The sequence below is a fragment of the Bacillus sp. FSL K6-0972 genome, from assembly GCF_037976035.1.
GTDB classification, from domain to species: domain Bacteria; phylum Bacillota; class Bacilli; order Bacillales; family Bacillaceae; genus Bacillus; species Bacillus haynesii.
The window spans coordinates 1450903-1466272 of record NZ_CP150260.1; the positions used below are offsets into that span (position 1 = coordinate 1450903).

A 15370-nucleotide genomic window follows, 5' to 3' on the forward strand; every position below is an offset into this window, starting at 1 on the left:
GATTTTCAAATGGGGGGATTTGATGAAAAGGCTAGCGAGCGTGTTGGCTGCCGCATTTGCGATCATTTTGCTGTTCGGATGTACGGCAAATGAACAAGCGGGGCAGGAAACGAAGAAGAAAGCGAAAGAAACGGCTGGAGAACAGGTCCTGAGGCTGAACAATGAAAATGAACCGACATCTTTTGATCCGCCGATCGGCTTTAATAATGTCTCATGGCAAGCGCTGAATAATTTGATGGAAGGTTTGACAAGGCTTGGCGCAGACCATGAACCAGAAGCTGCGTCCGCCGAAAAGTGGAACATTTCCGACGATGGGAAGACATATACTTTTACAATCCGTGATGATGCCAAATGGTCAAACGGAGACCCTTTAACCGCTGGGGATTTTGAATATGCGTGGAAGCGTCTCCTCGATCCGAAAACGGGCTCCTCTGCCGCGTTTTTAGGCTACTTTATCGAAGGCGGTGAGGCCTTTAACAGCGGAAAAGGTGCAAAGGATGATGTCAAAGTCAAAGCGGTGGATGAAAAGACGCTTAAGGTGACGCTCGAAAGTCCGCAGCAGTCGTTTTTGAGCATTGTAGCCAATCCGGCTTTTTTCCCGGTTCCTCAGAAAGTCGCCGAAAAAAACCCGAAATGGCATGAGGAAGCTGCTACATTCGTCGGCAACGGTCCGTTTAAACTGACAGAATGGAAGCATGATGAAAGCTTTACGATGGTAAAGAGCGATACGTATTGGGACCGGGATACTGTGAAGCTTGATAAAGTGATATGGGCAATGGTCGATGACAGAAATACCGACTACCAAATGTTCGAGTCGAATGAGCTCGATACGGCTTATGTGCCGGCTGAAATGAGCGAGAAGCTGATGGGCGCTGACGAGGTGAAGGTGTTCGATCAGGCAGGTCTTTACTATTACAGGTTCAATGTCAATAAAGAACCGTTCCAGAATGAAAAGATCAGAAAAGCGTTTGCGATGGCCGTCGATCAGCAGGAAATCGTCGATTATGTCACGAAAAACGGTGAAAAACCGGCTCGCGGGTTTGTGTCTCCGGGGATCAAAGGACCGAACGGCAAGGATTTTCGCGAGGAAGGCGGCGACTTGCTCAAATATGACGCCGATGAAGCGAAACAGCTGCTCGAAAAAGGCATGAAGGAAGAAAACTACGAAAAGCTGCCTGCCGTTACGCTGACATACAGCACAAAACCGGAGCATAAAAAAATGGCGGAAGCGATTCAGCAAAAGCTGAAAAGTACGCTCGGCGTCGATGTGAAGCTCGCCAATATGGAATGGAACACGTTCCTTGAAGAACAGAAGGCGCTCAAATTCCAATTTTCCCAAAGCTCTTTTCTGGCTGACTATGCTGACCCGATCAACTTCCTGGAAAGCTTTCAAACGGGTAATGCAATGAACAGAACCGGCTGGAGCAATTCAGAGTATGACGAGCTGATCAAGGCGGCGAAAAATGAAGCTGACGAAGAAAAGCGGACTGAGCTGCTGCATCAGGCTGAAGAACTGCTGTTTGAAGGGATGCCGATCATACCGATCCACTTCTACAATCAAGTCCATTTGGAAAAGGAGAATGTGAAAGGCATCGTCCGTCATCCAGTCGGCTACATTGAACTGAAATGGGCCGAAAAAACGTCATGATCAAACTTGTCCGTCTGCCACTTTCTTTGTGCGTGCCACCGCACAGAGGCGGACGGACTTTTCATAAAGGGGGATGTCTCTGTTGAATATTGCACCTCAAAGGTTAATGAAGGGAGATACGGTTGGTGTGATTGCACCGGCCAGTCCGCCTGTCCCCGAAAAACTTGACCGCGCCGTCCGGTTTTTAAAAGATCTCGGGCTTGAAGTCAAAATGGGACGCTCAGCCTCCGAAAGACACGGCTATTTGGCAGGGAGCGATGAAGAGCGTCTGCTGGATCTGCACGACATGTTTGAAGACCGTTCGGTCAAGGCTGTTATCTGTGCCTGCGGAGGTTACGGCACGGCACGGATAGCCGAGAAAATTGACTACCGGCTCATCAAAAGCCGCCCGAAAATTTTTTGGGGCTATTCAGATATCACTTTTTTACATACAGCGATCAGGCAAAACACCGGACTTATTACATTTCACGGCCCGATGCTCAGTTCGGACATCGGCAAAGAAGACGTGCATCCGCTCACCCGGCACTCCTTTCAGCAGCTGTTTCAAAAAATGACGCTCACTTATACAGAGGAACTGTCGCCTTTGGAAACGCTCGTAAACGGTGCGGCGGAAGGGGAGCTCGTCGGCGGAAACCTCGCCCTTCTGGTGACGACGCTCGGTACGCCTTATGAAATCGATACGAAAGGAAAGCTTTTGTTTATCGAGGATGTCGATGAAGATCCTTACCGAATCGACCGGATGCTGAATCAATTGAAAATGGCCGGGAAATTATCGGACGCCGCCGGCATCCTGTTGTGCGATTTTCATAACTGCACCCCGAAAAAACGCGATGAGTCGCTCACATTAAAAGAGGTTTTCCAAGATTATATTGCCTCTGAAGGAAAACCGGCGCTGTCAGGCTTTAAAATCGGCCATTGTTCACCGAATATCGCCGTTCCGGTGGGGGTGAAAGCCGTCCTTGACGCCGGCAAAAAACGGCTCACCATCGACCCGGGAATTTCTTAATGGGAAAGGAGGCCGCCATGAAGATTGCCGAGATTACGACAAACCGCATCGCCGTTCCGCTGAAAAAGCCGTTTAAAACGGCGCTTCGAACCGTCCGCACCGCAGAAGCCGTCATTGTTAAACTAACGGCTGAAAACGGGATGACAGGCTGGGGAGAAGCGCCTCCGACTGCTGTTATTACCGGTGAGACGCTTGACAGTATTGAGGGGGCAGTCAACACGATATTCGCACCCGCCCTCACCGGGTGCAACTTGCGAATGGCTGAGGCGATATTTCATGACATCGACAAGCTGATTATCGGAAATACAAGCGCAAAGGCCGCTGTTGAAACAGCCGTCTACGATTGCTTGGCACAGCTTTGCGGTCTTCCCCTGTATCAATTGCTGGGCGGATATAGGCGGGAGATCGAGACGGATTTTACCGTCAGCGTCAATGGCCCGGAAGAAATGGGGAAAGACGCGGTCCGTTATGTAAAAGAAGGGTTTCGTACGCTCAAAATTAAGGTTGGAAAAAACGACATCGCAACAGACCTCGAACGGATCAGGGAAATCCGCCAACAAGCGGGGCCCGCTGTCCGGATCCGCGTGGACGCCAATCAAGGCTGGACGGCGAAAGAGGCCGTCAAAGCCATTCGGAAAATGGAGGATGAGGGGCTTTCGATCGAGCTTGTCGAACAGCCGGTCCACCGGTACGATCTCGAAGGCTTGAAACAGGTGACAGATGCCGTCGATACGCCGATTATGGCGGACGAAAGCGTGTTTACCCCAAGGGATGCTTTTCACGTGCTGAAAACGAGAAGCGCCGATCTCATCAATATTAAACTGATGAAATCGGGCGGCATCCGCCAGGCGCTGCAAATCAACGCCATGGCAGAAGCGTGCGGAGTGGAATGCATGGCCGGGAGCATGATCGAGACAAGGCTCGGCATCACAGCAGCCGCCCATTTCGCAGCAAGCCAGAAAAATGTCACAAAATTTGATTTTGATGCGCCGCTCATGCTGAAGGAGGATATCGTTGAAGGCGGCATCCGCTATCATGCAGGAACGATCACGATACCGGATGCTCCCGGACTTGGAATCACGAAAGTCAATCATTGAGAGGGGAGAAGACGAATGAGCCTTTATACGACAGCCGTCTCAGTCGCCAATGTCTGGACCAGTCCGGAAGCACCGCGCCGCATTGATCGGATGATGCTGGAAAATCCCGTGCATGTGAGAAGCTGGCTTGACGCGTTGTCCTACGAGGAGCGTCTTGAGCTGTGTACGGCAAACCTTGTTCAAACACAAGTGCTTTTCGGAGAAGATGTGCAACTTCTACAAGAGCGGGGAGACTGGGCGTTCGTCATCATTCCAGGACAGCCGTCTGCAAAAGACGAACGCGGCTACCCGGGCTGGATTCCAAAAGACTGCCTGGTCGAAAAAAGCCCGGCGAAGTCTGAGGCAAGCGCCGTCATTCAAAAACCGACGGCTTTCTTATATGACGACAAGAAAACGAAAGTCCTTGAGCTGAGTTTTCTCACCAAACTGCCGGTCTTGTCTTCGGACGGCATCTGGTTTGAAGTTGACACACCGCTCGGCCGCAAATGGCTGAAAAAAGGAGATGCGGACCTCGAAACACCTGTAAAAGGCAGCGGAGACGACATCGTTCAAACCGGTCAGGCGTTTTTGAATCTGCCCTATCTTTGGGGAGGGATGAGCGGGTTTGGCTACGACTGCTCAGGCTTTGTCTTCAATATGCTAAAGGCGAACGGCCGCTCCGCTCCGCGCGATGCCGTCGATCAGGCGAAAGGCGGAAAAGAGGTGTCCTTCAGCAGCCCGAAGCGGGGCGATTTACTGTTTTTCGCATATGAAGAAGGTAGAGGGCGGGTTCATCATGTCGGCATTTACTGCGGGAACGGACAGATGCTTCACTCTCCAAAAACGGGCAAATCGATTGAGGTCATACCTCTTAAAGGCACAATTTATGAAAAAGAGCTGTGTGCCATCAGGCGCTATTTTTAAATAAAACGGGGGGATTGGCATGCAAATCGGCGCTTTATTGAAAGTCAGCCGTCTGAAAATGCACTTTGACGCCGGAAGGGGCAAAACGGTCAAAGCGGTCGACGGCATTTCATTTGATATTAAAGAAGGAGAGACGTTCGGACTCGTCGGAGAATCGGGCTGCGGCAAGTCGACATCCGGAAGGGTGCTGATGCGCCTTTATCAGCCGACAGAAGGCGAGATTACATATCGGGGGAAAAACATCCACAATCTGACCGATGATGAATCATTCCAGTACAACCGCAAAATTCAAATGATTTTTCAAGACCCGTATGCTTCATTAAATCCGAGGTTAACGGTCAGGGAGATTATGACAGAGCCCATGGAAATCCACGGCCTGTACGGTGGGAAAAAGGCGCGTCTTGAAAAGGCGGACGAGCTCCTGGAAGCAGTTGGTCTGCACAAAAGCTTTGCCAATCGCTATCCCCATGAGTTCAGCGGCGGGCAGAGGCAAAGAATCGGCATCGCCAGAGCGCTTGCGCTTGAACCTGAATTTATCGTCGCTGATGAGCCGATATCGGCACTTGACGTCTCTGTCCAGGCGCAGGTCGTCAACCTTTTGAAAAAGCTGCAAAAGGAAAAAGGGCTCACGTTTTTATTTATCGCTCACGATCTTTCCATGGTGAAACACATCAGTGACCGGATCGGCGTCATGTATCTCGGGCACATGGTCGAGATCACCGACAGCGTCCGGCTATATCAAGAACCGCTGCATCCTTACACCCAGGCGCTTTTATCGGCTATCCCGATTCCCGATCCGGATGTGGAGGATAAGCGGAAACGAATCATACTGAAAGGCGAGCTGCCAAGTCCGATCGATCCGCCGAGCGGCTGCGTTTTCAGAACGAGGTGTCCCGCCGCGATGGACATTTGCGCCGCCAAAAAACCGATGTTAAAAGAAGCCGCCGACGGTCATTTTGTCGCCTGCCATCTGTATGACGGAGACGTGAGAAAAGAGGAGGCCGGCATGAAGGTGACACTGCAGGCGAGGTGAATATAGAAAAAGGGAGCCCTGTAAAAAGGGCTCCTTAGCTTGCCGCCAACTTCCCATTTGCTAAGTCGCTGATGCCAAATGGAATAAGGGTCAGGCGCTGCCGTCGTGACATCCAGTAGAAGTACGTTCAATCGGCAATGTACAGCATCTGAAAGATCCGCCGGATTTTATGATCTCGGATAAGTCGATTTCGATGACCGTATAGCCCCTTTCTCTAAGCTCCTGATTCACGTGGCGGTTATCAGGCAGGCTGATCACGTTTTTATTGCCGATGGACAGGACGTTTGTGCCGAGTCGGAACTGTTCATCATCCGTAATTTCGATCATGTCATAGCGTTTTTTCAAGACATCGTATTCTCTTTCTCCTAAGGCTTTTGGATAGACGAGCGCTTCTGTCGGCGAAAGAATGTTGAAGACGCAGTCCAAATGAAGGAAAGTCTCTTCAAATGGAACCGGTACGACTTCATAAGAGGGAAGCCTGCGCTTCAGCTCTTGGACGGCCGAAAACGTCGTTCTGTGGCTGATGCCGGCATATATGGTATTTTGGTCGACGAGGATGTCGCCACCCTCGATTTGATATCCTTCATTAAATGTGGCAAAGGCGATCTGTTCTTTTGCCAGCCATTCCTGCAGGACGTTTTCTTCGCCCTGGCGGATGTCGGCTGAAAGCTGAGCGGAAAACACAGTATCTCCGATCGTAAACCCGATATCACGCGTGAAGACCTGTTCCGGAAATTGGCTTAAAGCAGGCAGAAGCTCGACTTCAATACCCCGGCTCTCCAATTCTTTTATCAATGTTTTATGCTGGCGGACGGCCAGCGTTTTATCAATATTATCCTTTTGGAAATACTTTTGTGTTTCATTGATCACTTCTGCGATCTCCATATACTCCGGTCTGCATAACACCACTTTTTTTAAGACATCGTATTCGCTTGTGCAGCCCGCCCCGCGATTTTTTTTCGAAATTGCTGAGTCCATTTTGATTCCCCCGTCCTCTCTTTAGTCATTTCATTATTCCCTTCCTGCATCGGGAAATAAACATTTTAGCCAGAAAATCTGACAAGTCAGCCGGATAAAAAAGTTTAGACAAATGAATTCTAATAGTGTTTAATAAAGAAAAAATCCACTTTACAAACGCATCTTAGTAGACATCAAAGGAGTAATGGATGATGAATGGACCTGAGAAAAGATACTGCAAAGAATCAAAAGTTGTCAAAACAAGCAGGGTGTTTCCGCTTGACACGAACAATCACAACACCTTGTTCGGCGGCAAGCTGATGAGCTATATCGACGATATCGCCTCAATTTCGGCAGCGAGACACTCGAGGTGTGAAACCGTGACGGCTTCCATGGATTCCGTCGATTTTCTCGAACCGATCCGCCAGGAGGATTCCGTCTGCCTTGAATCTTATGTGACATGGGTTGGCAGAACGTCCATGGAGGTATTCGTCAAAGTCATTAAAGAGCACTTGCTGACAGGTGAACGAAAGCTTGCGGCGACATCCTTTCTAACCTTCGTGGCGCTTGATCAAGACGGCAACCCTCAAGCCGTTCCTCAAGTTGTACCGCAGTCTGAAGAAGAAATGATGCTGCACCAGACCGCCCGTCAGCGTGCCGAAGAACGGAAAAACCATCGCAAACACAGCAAAGCGCTGGCTCAGGCGCTGGCTGTAGACAAACCTTGGTAAACATACGATCAAAACCCCGGCTCAAGCATCAGTTGCCGGGGTTTTGCTGTGTAATGAATACACAAACCAATATCTGTTCAAAATAAATGACAAAAAACGGAAAGAAGTTTTGAATGAGATGCTTGAATTTGTATGGACTTTTTTAGCCAAGCCTGCTTTAGTGTTTTCCATAGCTTATATTCTTTTTCGAATCGCAGGGAAGAAAGCCGTTTCGCAAATGACGAACTTCGACCTTTTGCTGACATTTGCGATCGGAACGATCATCAGCGAACCGATTCTTACTTCTAAAATTTCAATGTCCATTTATTATGCTCTTACCTTTCTGATCTTTTATTTGTTGATTGAAAAGCTCTCATTACACAATAAATGGCGATGGTTTCTTGTCGTCAGCCCGACCGTGCTGATTCGAAACGGCAATATTGATAAAGGGGGATTAAAAAGAGAGCGGCTGACTGTCAATGAACTGCTCGGCAAGTTGCGCGAAAAAGGCTATGCCGACCCGAAAGATATCGACATCGCTCTGATTGAAGAATCGGGTCAGATCAGCGTGATTCCAAAATCGGAAGCAAGGCCGGTACAGCCGCGGGACCTCAACTTGGAGACGAAGCGGAATTTCGTGCCGATTCCGCTCATTTTAGACGGCGAAATCATCGAACACAATTTAAAATACTTGAAAAAAACGAAAGAATGGTTGTTTCAAAAATTAGAGGATAAAGGGATTGAGCAAGCGATGCTGCCAACCATTACGCTCGGCACCCTGAACGAAAAAAATGAAATTATGATTGATGCGGAAGATCCCGGCAGCCCGTTAACCGATGATCCGTATCTTTATAAACCGGGGCAAGACCATTAATTTTCGCCGAATAGGCGATTTTTTTAATTCGTACTATTTCAGAAAAGTATCAAGATTCTGTTCTTTTCTTCGTACATAAAATGAAACAGGGCATTTGTCATAAAAGTTGAAAATGGTGTCACAAAAAACAGGAGGAAAATATGTTGTTTTCTGTATTTTTATAGCATATATTAGTTTTTGTGAAAAAATTTTGATGGTAGGTGCAATTGATGAAAAGGTTTTTTAGTGTAATGATTTTGGGTGCCCTGCTGCTGCTCGGCACTTCTGTGCCAATCGAAGCGGCAGACTACGGACGTGACGTTCTCGGATCAAAAGACGGCTGGGGCGCTTACGGAAAAGGAACGACCGGAGGCGCTGACGCTTCTTCTGATCAAGTATATACGGTCAAAAACCGCAAGCAGCTTGTTGAGGCATTAGGGGGAGACAACAAAAAGAACAGCGAAAATGATACGCCGAAGATCATCTATGTGAAGGGAACAATCAATCTTAGTGTTGATGATGAAAACAATCCTTTAGGCTATGATGATTATAAAGACCCTGAATACTCGATCGAAGCGTATCTCAAAGCTTATGATCCGAAGAAATGGGAAAAAAAGGAGCCGTCAGGAAAGCTTGAAGAGGCAAGGCTCCGCTCGAAAGACAATCAGAAGGAACGGGTCTTGATCAGAGTCGGTTCGAACACGACGATTATCGGGCTCGGAGATGATGCGAAAATCGTCGGCGGAGGCTTTTATGTCAAAAACGCAGAAAACGTCATCATCCGCAATATCGAGTTCGAAAACGCGTACGATTTCTTTCCTGGCTGGGATCCGACAGATGGAAGCAGCGGAAACTGGAATTCGGAATATGACAATCTGCTGATCGAAACGTCCAAATATATTTGGATCGACCACTGCTCATTCAATGACGGAGATCAGCCTGATGAACTGACTGAAACGTATTTCGGGCGCGAATTCCAGCATCACGACGGACTGCTGGATATCAAAAAGCAGTCGGATTTTATTACGGTATCCTACAGCATATTTTCAGGACACTCTAAAAACACGATTATCGGCTCAAGCGACAGCTATAAAGCAGACAACGGGCATTTAAGGGTGACATTCCACCACAATCTCTACGAAAATATTAAAGAGCGGGCTCCGCGCGTCCGCTACGGAAAAGTGCACATCTACAACAATTATTTTAAAAGCACGAAAGACAGCTACAATTACTCATGGGGTGTAGGCTATTCTTCAAAAATTTATGCGGAGGACAACTACTTCGACCTGCCGGAAGGAACGAAGCCTCAAAAACTGATGAAAGTCTTTAAAGGTGACGCTTTATATGAAAAAGATACGGTCGTAAACGACCAAAAAAGCGTCGCAAAAATCGATGTTGTCAGCACATACAACCAAGCAAACCATGCGTCTATTAAAAAAACGGCCGGCTGGAAGCCGACGCTGTTTGAAAAAATCGACGACGCAGAAGATGTGCCGGCAATCGTTGAAGCACAGGCAGGCGCAGGAAAACTGAAGTAACACACGCAAAGCGGACATGTGGATGTCCGCTTTTTTGTTCAGGTATCTTGCAATACAAAATAGCATATGTTATGATTCGTGTATCTTGTATTGCAAGATACATAAAAGAGGTGGCTTATGAGTTCAACGCAAATGCTGAAAGGGATTTTAGAAGGATGTCTGCTTGCCGTCATATCCGAGGGGGAGATTTACGGCTATGAAATGACAAAGGTGCTTGCGGGATACGGTTTTTCGGATATCAGCGAAGGAAGCATCTATCCGATTCTCCTCCGCATGCAAAAGGAAAAATGGGTGGAGACCGAACTAAAACGGTCGGCGAGCGGCCCGAAGAGAAAATATTACAGACTTACGCCCCTTGGCGAAGCGGAGCTTCAATCGTTCATCGGCCGTTGGAAAGCATTATCCGGGAACGTCAATGCGCTGCTCGAAAAAAAACTGAAGGAGAAGTGAAATCGTGCTATCAAAGGACATGCAAAACGTATTGGACGACATGAGAATGTACTTAATGTCTTTAGGAAAAAGCGACAAAGAAATCGAAGGAATCATGAATGAGCTGACCGTTCATGCCTTGGAAGGAGAAAAGGAGGGAAAAACCGTCCGGCAAATTTTTGGGGATTCTCCCAAGTCATATGTTCAAGCGCTGTCAAAAGAGCTTTCATCAAAGCCGGGGGAGATCGCCAAGTTGTTCTTTGCCATTTTAATCGGCGCGATATCCTATTTTATATTCAGTGATGCCGTGAACGACAGCCTCGATTATTCTGTCTATACGCTGGCAGGCTATCCGCTTTACATTTTGCTGGCAGCGGTTATGTTACCGCTTTTGGGCCGGATTTCGGCGTTTAAAGGGAAGAAAACGGCCTTCATGTATACGATGATGTACGCCGCTTTGACGTTTTTTCCGATTCTGGCCATTATTTTTATTGACCGGCAATTCGGGACACCGGTTTTTTCGTTTGAAGGGGGAAGCCGCTGGCTGATTATGGCTCTGTCGTTTCTTGTGATCGTATGTTTGTCTTTCAGGTTGAAAGCTGGAGCCTTGTCCATATTGCCGCTGCTTTTAGCTGGAACGCATTTTTTGTTTCAGTATATGAAGTGGGATTCAGCGGGAGCCATGATGGCAGAAACTTATATTCCCTATATCGGGCTGCTGCTCGTCATGTTCATTGAAACAAAGCGTGCCAAAAATACGGCTCAATATGAATGAAATACGAAAGAGCATTATATTTTTTAAGGTAAAGACTCTTGCCTTTTGGCGATCACAACGTTTATGATCAGAGCATGAAAGGTGGCCGATATATGAATATGATGTGGGGCTATGTACTCGTCTTTATTTTGGCTGCGATTCCGTGGTTTGAAGTGATCGGTGTCGTGCCGCTAGCGATCATTGCCGGTCTTAAACCCGTACCGTCTGCTATTATCGCACTATTCGGAAATCTATTAACCGTACTGCTGCTTATTTTTTTAATTGACAAAGTAAAGGCGTGGCTTGAAAGAAGGCGCGGGGAGCTGGGAACGGAGACTGGTAAGCTCTCAAAAAGGAAAAGCAGGGCGAAAAAAATATGGCTGACCTACGGCATCCCGGGCCTTTCTTTCGTCGGACCTTTCTTTATCGGCTCCCACTTAACCGCGTTTATGTGCATGGGCTTTGGGGCAAGGCGCCGGCAAACGGCGCTGTGGATGACGGGGAGTCTCGCAGTATGGACAACGGCATCGGCTGTCGCTGCCTACTATGGTTTCAGTTTCCTCGCTCCTGAAAATGAAGGGCTGCTGAAAAATATCTTTAAACAGGAGGAGTGAAGACATGCAGTTTTTGAAAGATTTATCTCCAGTTGAAGAGATGGAGCCGACAGTCGGAGTGCTTTTTTCAGCGGTCAATGAAAACATCGACCGGCTGAAATCAATCGTCTCCGGCATCAGTCAGGAGGAGCTGGAATATAAGGGTGAGCATGGCGACAAAAACAGCATCGCCCAGCTGATCTATCATTTAATCAATGTCGATATCCGCTGGGTTTACAGGCTGAAGGGAAGAGAATTTCCAAGAGAGCTGGAAGAGAAATACGGGCCGATGACGGATGAAAACGGACGATTGCCCGAGGTAAAAGGCGTACCCTTATCCGTGTTCATCGAGTGGTATGACGAGGTGTTGGAGATGTTGAAACACACCGCTAAAGGCTTTTCGGAAAAAGACTTGCTGAAGAAGGTTCCGTATGAGGGAGGGTTTGCGACGATCCGCTGGGGGATCTGGCACATGTCTGATCATAACCGCTATCACCAGGCGCATATCCAGGCCTGCTTAAGAGAGTTCCGCAGGCAAAACAGTTGATTTTTTCGTATGATTTGGTATGATGCTAATTAGCAAACTTCAAAGCGTTAAAGTTTTCTAGGGTTCCGCACATTCCGATGTGGCCTGGTCCGAGAGAAAACACATATGATTTGTTCATATGCACACGGAGGGATAAAAGCCCGGGAGTATCGTTTTCATCGATAGCCCGGGTTTTTTCTTTTGCTGAAAATGAATTGGAGGGATTTTGATGAGATGGGGCAGTGTCATACTTGCAGCCTTGTTTGAAATTGGCTGGGTCATGGGGCTGAAACACGCTGATTCGGCTCTTGAATGGATCGGCACGGCGGCTGCCGTCGCGATGAGCTTTTATATACTGGTGAAGGCGGGGGAGAAGCTGCCTGTCGGAACCGTGTATGCCGTATTTACCGGTCTCGGCACGGCGGGAACAGTCGTCTGTGAAATCGTCTTGTTTCATGAGCCGGCAAATATCGCCAAGCTTGCTCTGATCGGTGTTTTGCTTTGCGGCGTGATCGGCTTGAAGCTTGTAACAAATGAAGAGAAAGGGGAGGCGTCATAATGGAATGGATCTACCTAATCGCCGCCGGCCTGCTGGAAATGCTCGGCGTGACGATGATGAACCAGTTTCATAAAGACAAGCGGCTGAGATGGATCTTTTTGTTGATCATCGGTTTTGCCGCTTCGTTTTTCTTGCTTTCCCTTGCGATGGAGACGCTGCCGATGGGAACGGCGTATGCAGTTTGGACAGGGATCGGCACGGTTGGAGGTGCGCTTGTCGGGATCCTGTTTTACGGAGAGCCGAAAGACGGAAAACGCATTTTTTTCATCGCGCTCATTTTGGGATCTGCCGTCGGGCTGAAACTCATTAGCTAGAGTCTGGTTGATGCAAATGGGATTTCGTAAATTGATTTTTCAATAAACTCCAGTATAATGAAAAGATAGTTTACGAATTACAAGCAAAGAGGGTTTTTACGAAAATGAATGCATATATGAAACAGCAGTTATCGCAATATCAGGAAATCAATAACGATAAGGCCCGCCTTCTGGTCAGCTGTCCGGATCAGCCTGGAATCGTTGCCGCCGTATCTTCATTTTTATTTGAAAACGGTGCGAATATTATTGAATCGAGCCAGTATACGACAGACCCCGAAGGAGGCCGGTTCTTTCTGCGGATTGAGTTTGAAGCCGAAGGCATCCGCGAAAAGATCGAACAGATGAAAGCGACTTTCGCCGCTGTGGCGGAGTCTTTCCGAATGACGTGGAGCATGAATTTGGCGAGCGAGCTGAAACGCGTCGCTATCTTCGTTTCAAAAGAGCTTCACTGCCTGAATGAACTTCTATGGGAATGGCAGAGCGGCAATTTGATGGCGGAAATTGCAGCGGTTATCAGCAATCATGAAGATGCAAGAGAAACCGTTGAATCGCTGAATATTCCGTTCCTTTACATGAAAGCGAACAAAGACATCCGTCAGGAAGTGGAAAAACAGCAGCTGGAATGGCTTGAAGAGTATCGTGCGGATGTCATCGTTCTCGCCCGCTACATGCAGATTTTAACGCCTGATTTTGTCTCGGCTCATCCGAACAAAATCATTAATATTCACCACTCCTTCCTGCCGGCTTTTATCGGAGCGAATCCGTATAAACGGGCATATGAAAGAGGCGTTAAACTGATCGGGGCAACATCGCATTATGTGACAAACGAATTGGATGAAGGACCGATCATCGAACAGGATATCGAACGGGTCGACCATAGAGACAATGTGGAAGCATTGAAAAACATCGGCCGCACGATTGAGAGAAGCGTTTTGGCAAGAGCGGTCAAATGGCACTTGGAAGACCGGATTATCGTGCATGGAAACAAGACGATCGTCTTCAATTAAATTGTTAGATCTACCTCTTGACAGAGGCGTTTTTCCTAGGCATAATAATAAAAAATCACGAGCGTTGAAGAGGGCCAGTAAGCAGTTCTTTCTGTGAAAGAGAGTGAAATGGCATGCTGAAACATTTCACCACATGAAACCTGCCGAACCTGCCTCGGAGTCCCAGGGGGAAAACCTGGGCGCATACCCTGGCGTTAAAGGGGAAAGAGGAATGCGCTTTTTTCTGCGCATTCAATGAAGGTGGTACCGCGGAAAGCTCTTTTCGTCCTTTTTTATTTGGACGAAAAGGGCTTTTTTTATTGGCTTCTGCCAGATCATCTCGGAGGGGAAAAACGTGAAAAAACAACGGATTGTCATTAAAATCGGAAGCAGTTCATTAACCAACTCGAAAGGCAGCATCGATGAGGAGAAGGTCAATGACCATGTTCGAGCGATAGCTGCTCTGAAAAAAGAAGGCCACGAAGTCATCTTCATTTCGTCGGGTGCTGTCGCTGCGGGATTTTTACAGCTCGGCTATCCCGCAAGGCCTGTCACGCTAAAGGGAAAACAGGCTGCAGCGGCCGTCGGCCAGAGCTTGTTAATGCAAACATACATTGAGCATTTTGCAGACCACGATACCAAGCCTGCGCAAATCTTATTAACGAGAAACGATTTTGCCAAACGGGAACGGTATCGAAATGCATATGCGACCATTATGGAACTGATTGAACGGGGGCTTGTCCCGATTATTAATGAAAATGATTCGGTATCTGTTGAAGAATTGACGTTTGGGGACAATGACATGCTTTCTGCCCTGGTGAGCGGACTGCTTCATGCCGACAAACTCATCATTTTAACGGATATTAACGGCCTTTATGACTCGAATCCGGCTGAGCATCCTGATGCCCGCCGTTTTGATTACATTCCCGAAATTACGGACGAACTTTTGGGCTGCGCCGCTTCCGCCGGTTCAAAAGTCGGGACGGGCGGAATGAAGTCGAAGCTTTTGGCGGCAAAAACCGCTCTTTCACTCGGCGTCAATGTTTTCATAGGCTCCGGAGAGGGAGATGATAAGCTGATTCAGATTTTAAAAGGAAACGGGGACGGTACCTATATCGGCCAATCCGACCTGTCTTCCGTCAACAATCATAGGCAGTGGATCGCCTTTCATTCTCCTGTATCAGGGAAGATTACCGTTGATGAGGGGGCGGAGCTGGCGATTACCGAAAACGGCGGGAGCCTGCTGCCGGCCGGCGTAACAAAAATATTCGGAGATTTTTCGAAAGGGGCGGTTGTCGAAGTTTACGGACCGAACGGCTTGGCCGGGAAAGGCCAAACGCTGTACTCCGCTGCAGAGCTTGAAGAGGTGAAAGGGAAACGAAGCGATGAGTTCCATCATGAAGAAGGGATAGAAGTCATCCATCGAAATGATTGGGTAAGCATTAAAGAATAAGGGGATGAAAA

The 15370-nt window shown here is 48.0% G+C and carries 17 protein-coding genes, 1 riboswitch and 1 other annotated feature; of the genes, 16 read left to right on the top strand and 1 reads right to left on the bottom strand.

What is annotated here, in order from left to right:
* Positions 1 to 22 precede the first annotated feature (22 nt).
* The 5 genes from MKX80_RS07350 (at position 23) to MKX80_RS07370 (ending at position 5687) form a co-directional block, all read left to right on the top strand.
* A complete protein-coding gene (locus MKX80_RS07350; RefSeq protein WP_182070800.1) occupies positions 23 to 1648 on the top strand; it encodes a peptide ABC transporter substrate-binding protein in 1626 nt (541 codons plus the stop codon).
* A gap of 73 nt (positions 1649 to 1721) precedes the next feature.
* Complete coding sequence (locus tag MKX80_RS07355; protein ID WP_261763375.1) at positions 1722 to 2654, top strand: LD-carboxypeptidase; 933 nt, start codon at positions 1722 to 1724, stop codon at positions 2652 to 2654.
* Between the two features lie 17 nt (positions 2655 to 2671).
* A complete protein-coding gene (locus MKX80_RS07360) occupies positions 2672 to 3751 on the top strand; it encodes a dipeptide epimerase (RefSeq protein ID WP_182070798.1) in 1080 nt (359 codons plus the stop codon).
* A 15-nt stretch (positions 3752 to 3766) separates the two neighbouring features.
* The gene (locus MKX80_RS07365; RefSeq protein ID WP_182070797.1) at positions 3767 to 4654 is read left to right on the top strand and encodes a C40 family peptidase; all 888 of its coding nucleotides are present in this window, start codon (positions 3767 to 3769) and stop codon (positions 4652 to 4654) included.
* A gap of 19 nt (positions 4655 to 4673) precedes the next feature.
* Complete coding sequence (locus tag MKX80_RS07370) at positions 4674 to 5687, top strand: oligopeptide/dipeptide ABC transporter ATP-binding protein (RefSeq protein WP_268310258.1); 1014 nt, start codon at positions 4674 to 4676, stop codon at positions 5685 to 5687.
* 90 nt (positions 5688 to 5777) lie between these two features.
* Here MKX80_RS07370 and MKX80_RS07375 read toward each other — a convergent pair whose 3' ends face one another.
* A complete protein-coding gene (locus MKX80_RS07375; protein ID WP_182070795.1) occupies positions 5778 to 6665 on the bottom strand; it encodes a dimethylarginine dimethylaminohydrolase family protein in 888 nt (295 codons plus the stop codon).
* A 191-nt stretch (positions 6666 to 6856) separates the two neighbouring features.
* Between MKX80_RS07375 and MKX80_RS07380 the strand changes: the two genes are divergently transcribed.
* The 11 genes from MKX80_RS07380 (at position 6857) to proB (ending at position 15359) form a co-directional block, all read left to right on the top strand.
* Entirely contained in the window at positions 6857 to 7375 is a 519-nt protein-coding gene (locus tag MKX80_RS07380) for an acyl-CoA thioesterase (RefSeq protein WP_154996728.1), read from the top strand.
* A gap of 118 nt (positions 7376 to 7493) precedes the next feature.
* Entirely contained in the window at positions 7494 to 8228 is a 735-nt protein-coding gene (locus MKX80_RS07385) for a DUF421 domain-containing protein (protein ID WP_154996720.1), read from the top strand.
* A gap of 209 nt (positions 8229 to 8437) precedes the next feature.
* On the top strand, positions 8438 to 9745 hold the full coding sequence (locus MKX80_RS07390) for a pectate lyase (protein WP_268310260.1): 1308 nt from the start codon (positions 8438 to 8440) through the stop codon (positions 9743 to 9745).
* Between the two features lie 117 nt (positions 9746 to 9862).
* Complete coding sequence (locus tag MKX80_RS07395) at positions 9863 to 10195, top strand: PadR family transcriptional regulator (protein WP_075753181.1); 333 nt, start codon at positions 9863 to 9865, stop codon at positions 10193 to 10195.
* Between the two features lie 4 nt (positions 10196 to 10199).
* A complete protein-coding gene (locus MKX80_RS07400; protein WP_216929066.1) occupies positions 10200 to 10949 on the top strand; it encodes a DUF1129 domain-containing protein in 750 nt (249 codons plus the stop codon).
* A 92-nt stretch (positions 10950 to 11041) separates the two neighbouring features.
* Positions 11042 to 11542 (top strand): small multi-drug export protein, encoded by a 501-nt coding sequence (locus MKX80_RS07405; RefSeq protein WP_182070792.1) that lies wholly within the window; start codon positions 11042 to 11044, stop codon positions 11540 to 11542.
* Between the two features lie 4 nt (positions 11543 to 11546).
* The gene (locus tag MKX80_RS07410) at positions 11547 to 12068 is read left to right on the top strand and encodes a DinB family protein (protein WP_268310266.1); all 522 of its coding nucleotides are present in this window, start codon (positions 11547 to 11549) and stop codon (positions 12066 to 12068) included.
* Positions 12069 to 12114: 46 nt separating this feature from the next.
* A riboswitch (guanidine-I (ykkC/yxkD leader) is annotated at positions 12115 to 12217 on the top strand.
* 59 nt (positions 12218 to 12276) lie between these two features.
* Positions 12277 to 12606 carry a multidrug efflux SMR transporter gene (locus tag MKX80_RS07415; protein ID WP_020451095.1) on the top strand — a complete coding sequence of 110 codons (330 nt, stop codon included), beginning with the start codon at positions 12277 to 12279 and terminating at the stop codon, positions 12604 to 12606.
* A complete protein-coding gene (locus MKX80_RS07420; RefSeq protein ID WP_154996709.1) occupies positions 12606 to 12920 on the top strand; it encodes a multidrug efflux SMR transporter in 315 nt (104 codons plus the stop codon). Before MKX80_RS07415 ends, MKX80_RS07420 begins: the two co-directional genes overlap by 1 nt.
* 104 nt (positions 12921 to 13024) lie before the next feature.
* Positions 13025 to 13927: a formyltetrahydrofolate deformylase gene (gene purU, locus MKX80_RS07425; protein WP_043925345.1), complete on the top strand. Its 903-nt coding sequence runs from the start codon at positions 13025 to 13027 to the stop codon at positions 13925 to 13927.
* Positions 13928 to 13982: 55 nt separating this feature from the next.
* Positions 13983 to 14200: a binding site (T-box leader), on the top strand.
* 61 nt (positions 14201 to 14261) lie between these two features.
* Positions 14262 to 15359: a glutamate 5-kinase gene (gene proB, locus MKX80_RS07430; RefSeq protein ID WP_339228261.1), complete on the top strand. Its 1098-nt coding sequence runs from the start codon at positions 14262 to 14264 to the stop codon at positions 15357 to 15359.
* Positions 15360 to 15370 lie beyond the last annotated feature (11 nt).

Excerpts from the sequence above, each read along its gene's own strand:
- MKX80_RS07365 (WP_182070797.1), top strand. The coding sequence starts at position 3,767 with ATGAGCCTTTATACGACAGCCGTCTCAGTCGCCAATGTCTGGACCAGT.
- MKX80_RS07420 (WP_154996709.1), top strand. The coding sequence starts at position 12,606 with ATGGAATGGATCTACCTAATCGCCGCCGGCCTGCTGGAAATGCTCGGC.
- MKX80_RS07415 (WP_020451095.1), top strand. The coding sequence starts at position 12,277 with ATGAGATGGGGCAGTGTCATACTTGCAGCCTTGTTTGAAATTGGCTGG.
- MKX80_RS07375 (WP_182070795.1), bottom strand. The coding sequence starts at position 6,665 with ATGGACTCAGCAATTTCGAAAAAAAATCGCGGGGCGGGCTGCACAAGC.
- MKX80_RS07370 (WP_268310258.1), top strand. The coding sequence starts at position 4,674 with ATGCAAATCGGCGCTTTATTGAAAGTCAGCCGTCTGAAAATGCACTTT.
- MKX80_RS07395 (WP_075753181.1), top strand. The coding sequence starts at position 9,863 with ATGAGTTCAACGCAAATGCTGAAAGGGATTTTAGAAGGATGTCTGCTT.
- MKX80_RS07380 (WP_154996728.1), top strand. The coding sequence starts at position 6,857 with ATGAATGGACCTGAGAAAAGATACTGCAAAGAATCAAAAGTTGTCAAA.
- MKX80_RS07355 (WP_261763375.1), top strand. The coding sequence starts at position 1,722 with ATGTCTCTGTTGAATATTGCACCTCAAAGGTTAATGAAGGGAGATACG.
- MKX80_RS07350 (WP_182070800.1), top strand. The coding sequence starts at position 23 with ATGAAAAGGCTAGCGAGCGTGTTGGCTGCCGCATTTGCGATCATTTTG.
- purU (WP_043925345.1), top strand. The coding sequence starts at position 13,025 with ATGAATGCATATATGAAACAGCAGTTATCGCAATATCAGGAAATCAAT.
- MKX80_RS07390 (WP_268310260.1), top strand. The coding sequence starts at position 8,438 with ATGAAAAGGTTTTTTAGTGTAATGATTTTGGGTGCCCTGCTGCTGCTC.
- MKX80_RS07385 (WP_154996720.1), top strand. The coding sequence starts at position 7,494 with ATGCTTGAATTTGTATGGACTTTTTTAGCCAAGCCTGCTTTAGTGTTT.
- MKX80_RS07360 (WP_182070798.1), top strand. The coding sequence starts at position 2,672 with ATGAAGATTGCCGAGATTACGACAAACCGCATCGCCGTTCCGCTGAAA.
- MKX80_RS07405 (WP_182070792.1), top strand. The coding sequence starts at position 11,042 with ATGAATATGATGTGGGGCTATGTACTCGTCTTTATTTTGGCTGCGATT.
- MKX80_RS07410 (WP_268310266.1), top strand. The coding sequence starts at position 11,547 with ATGCAGTTTTTGAAAGATTTATCTCCAGTTGAAGAGATGGAGCCGACA.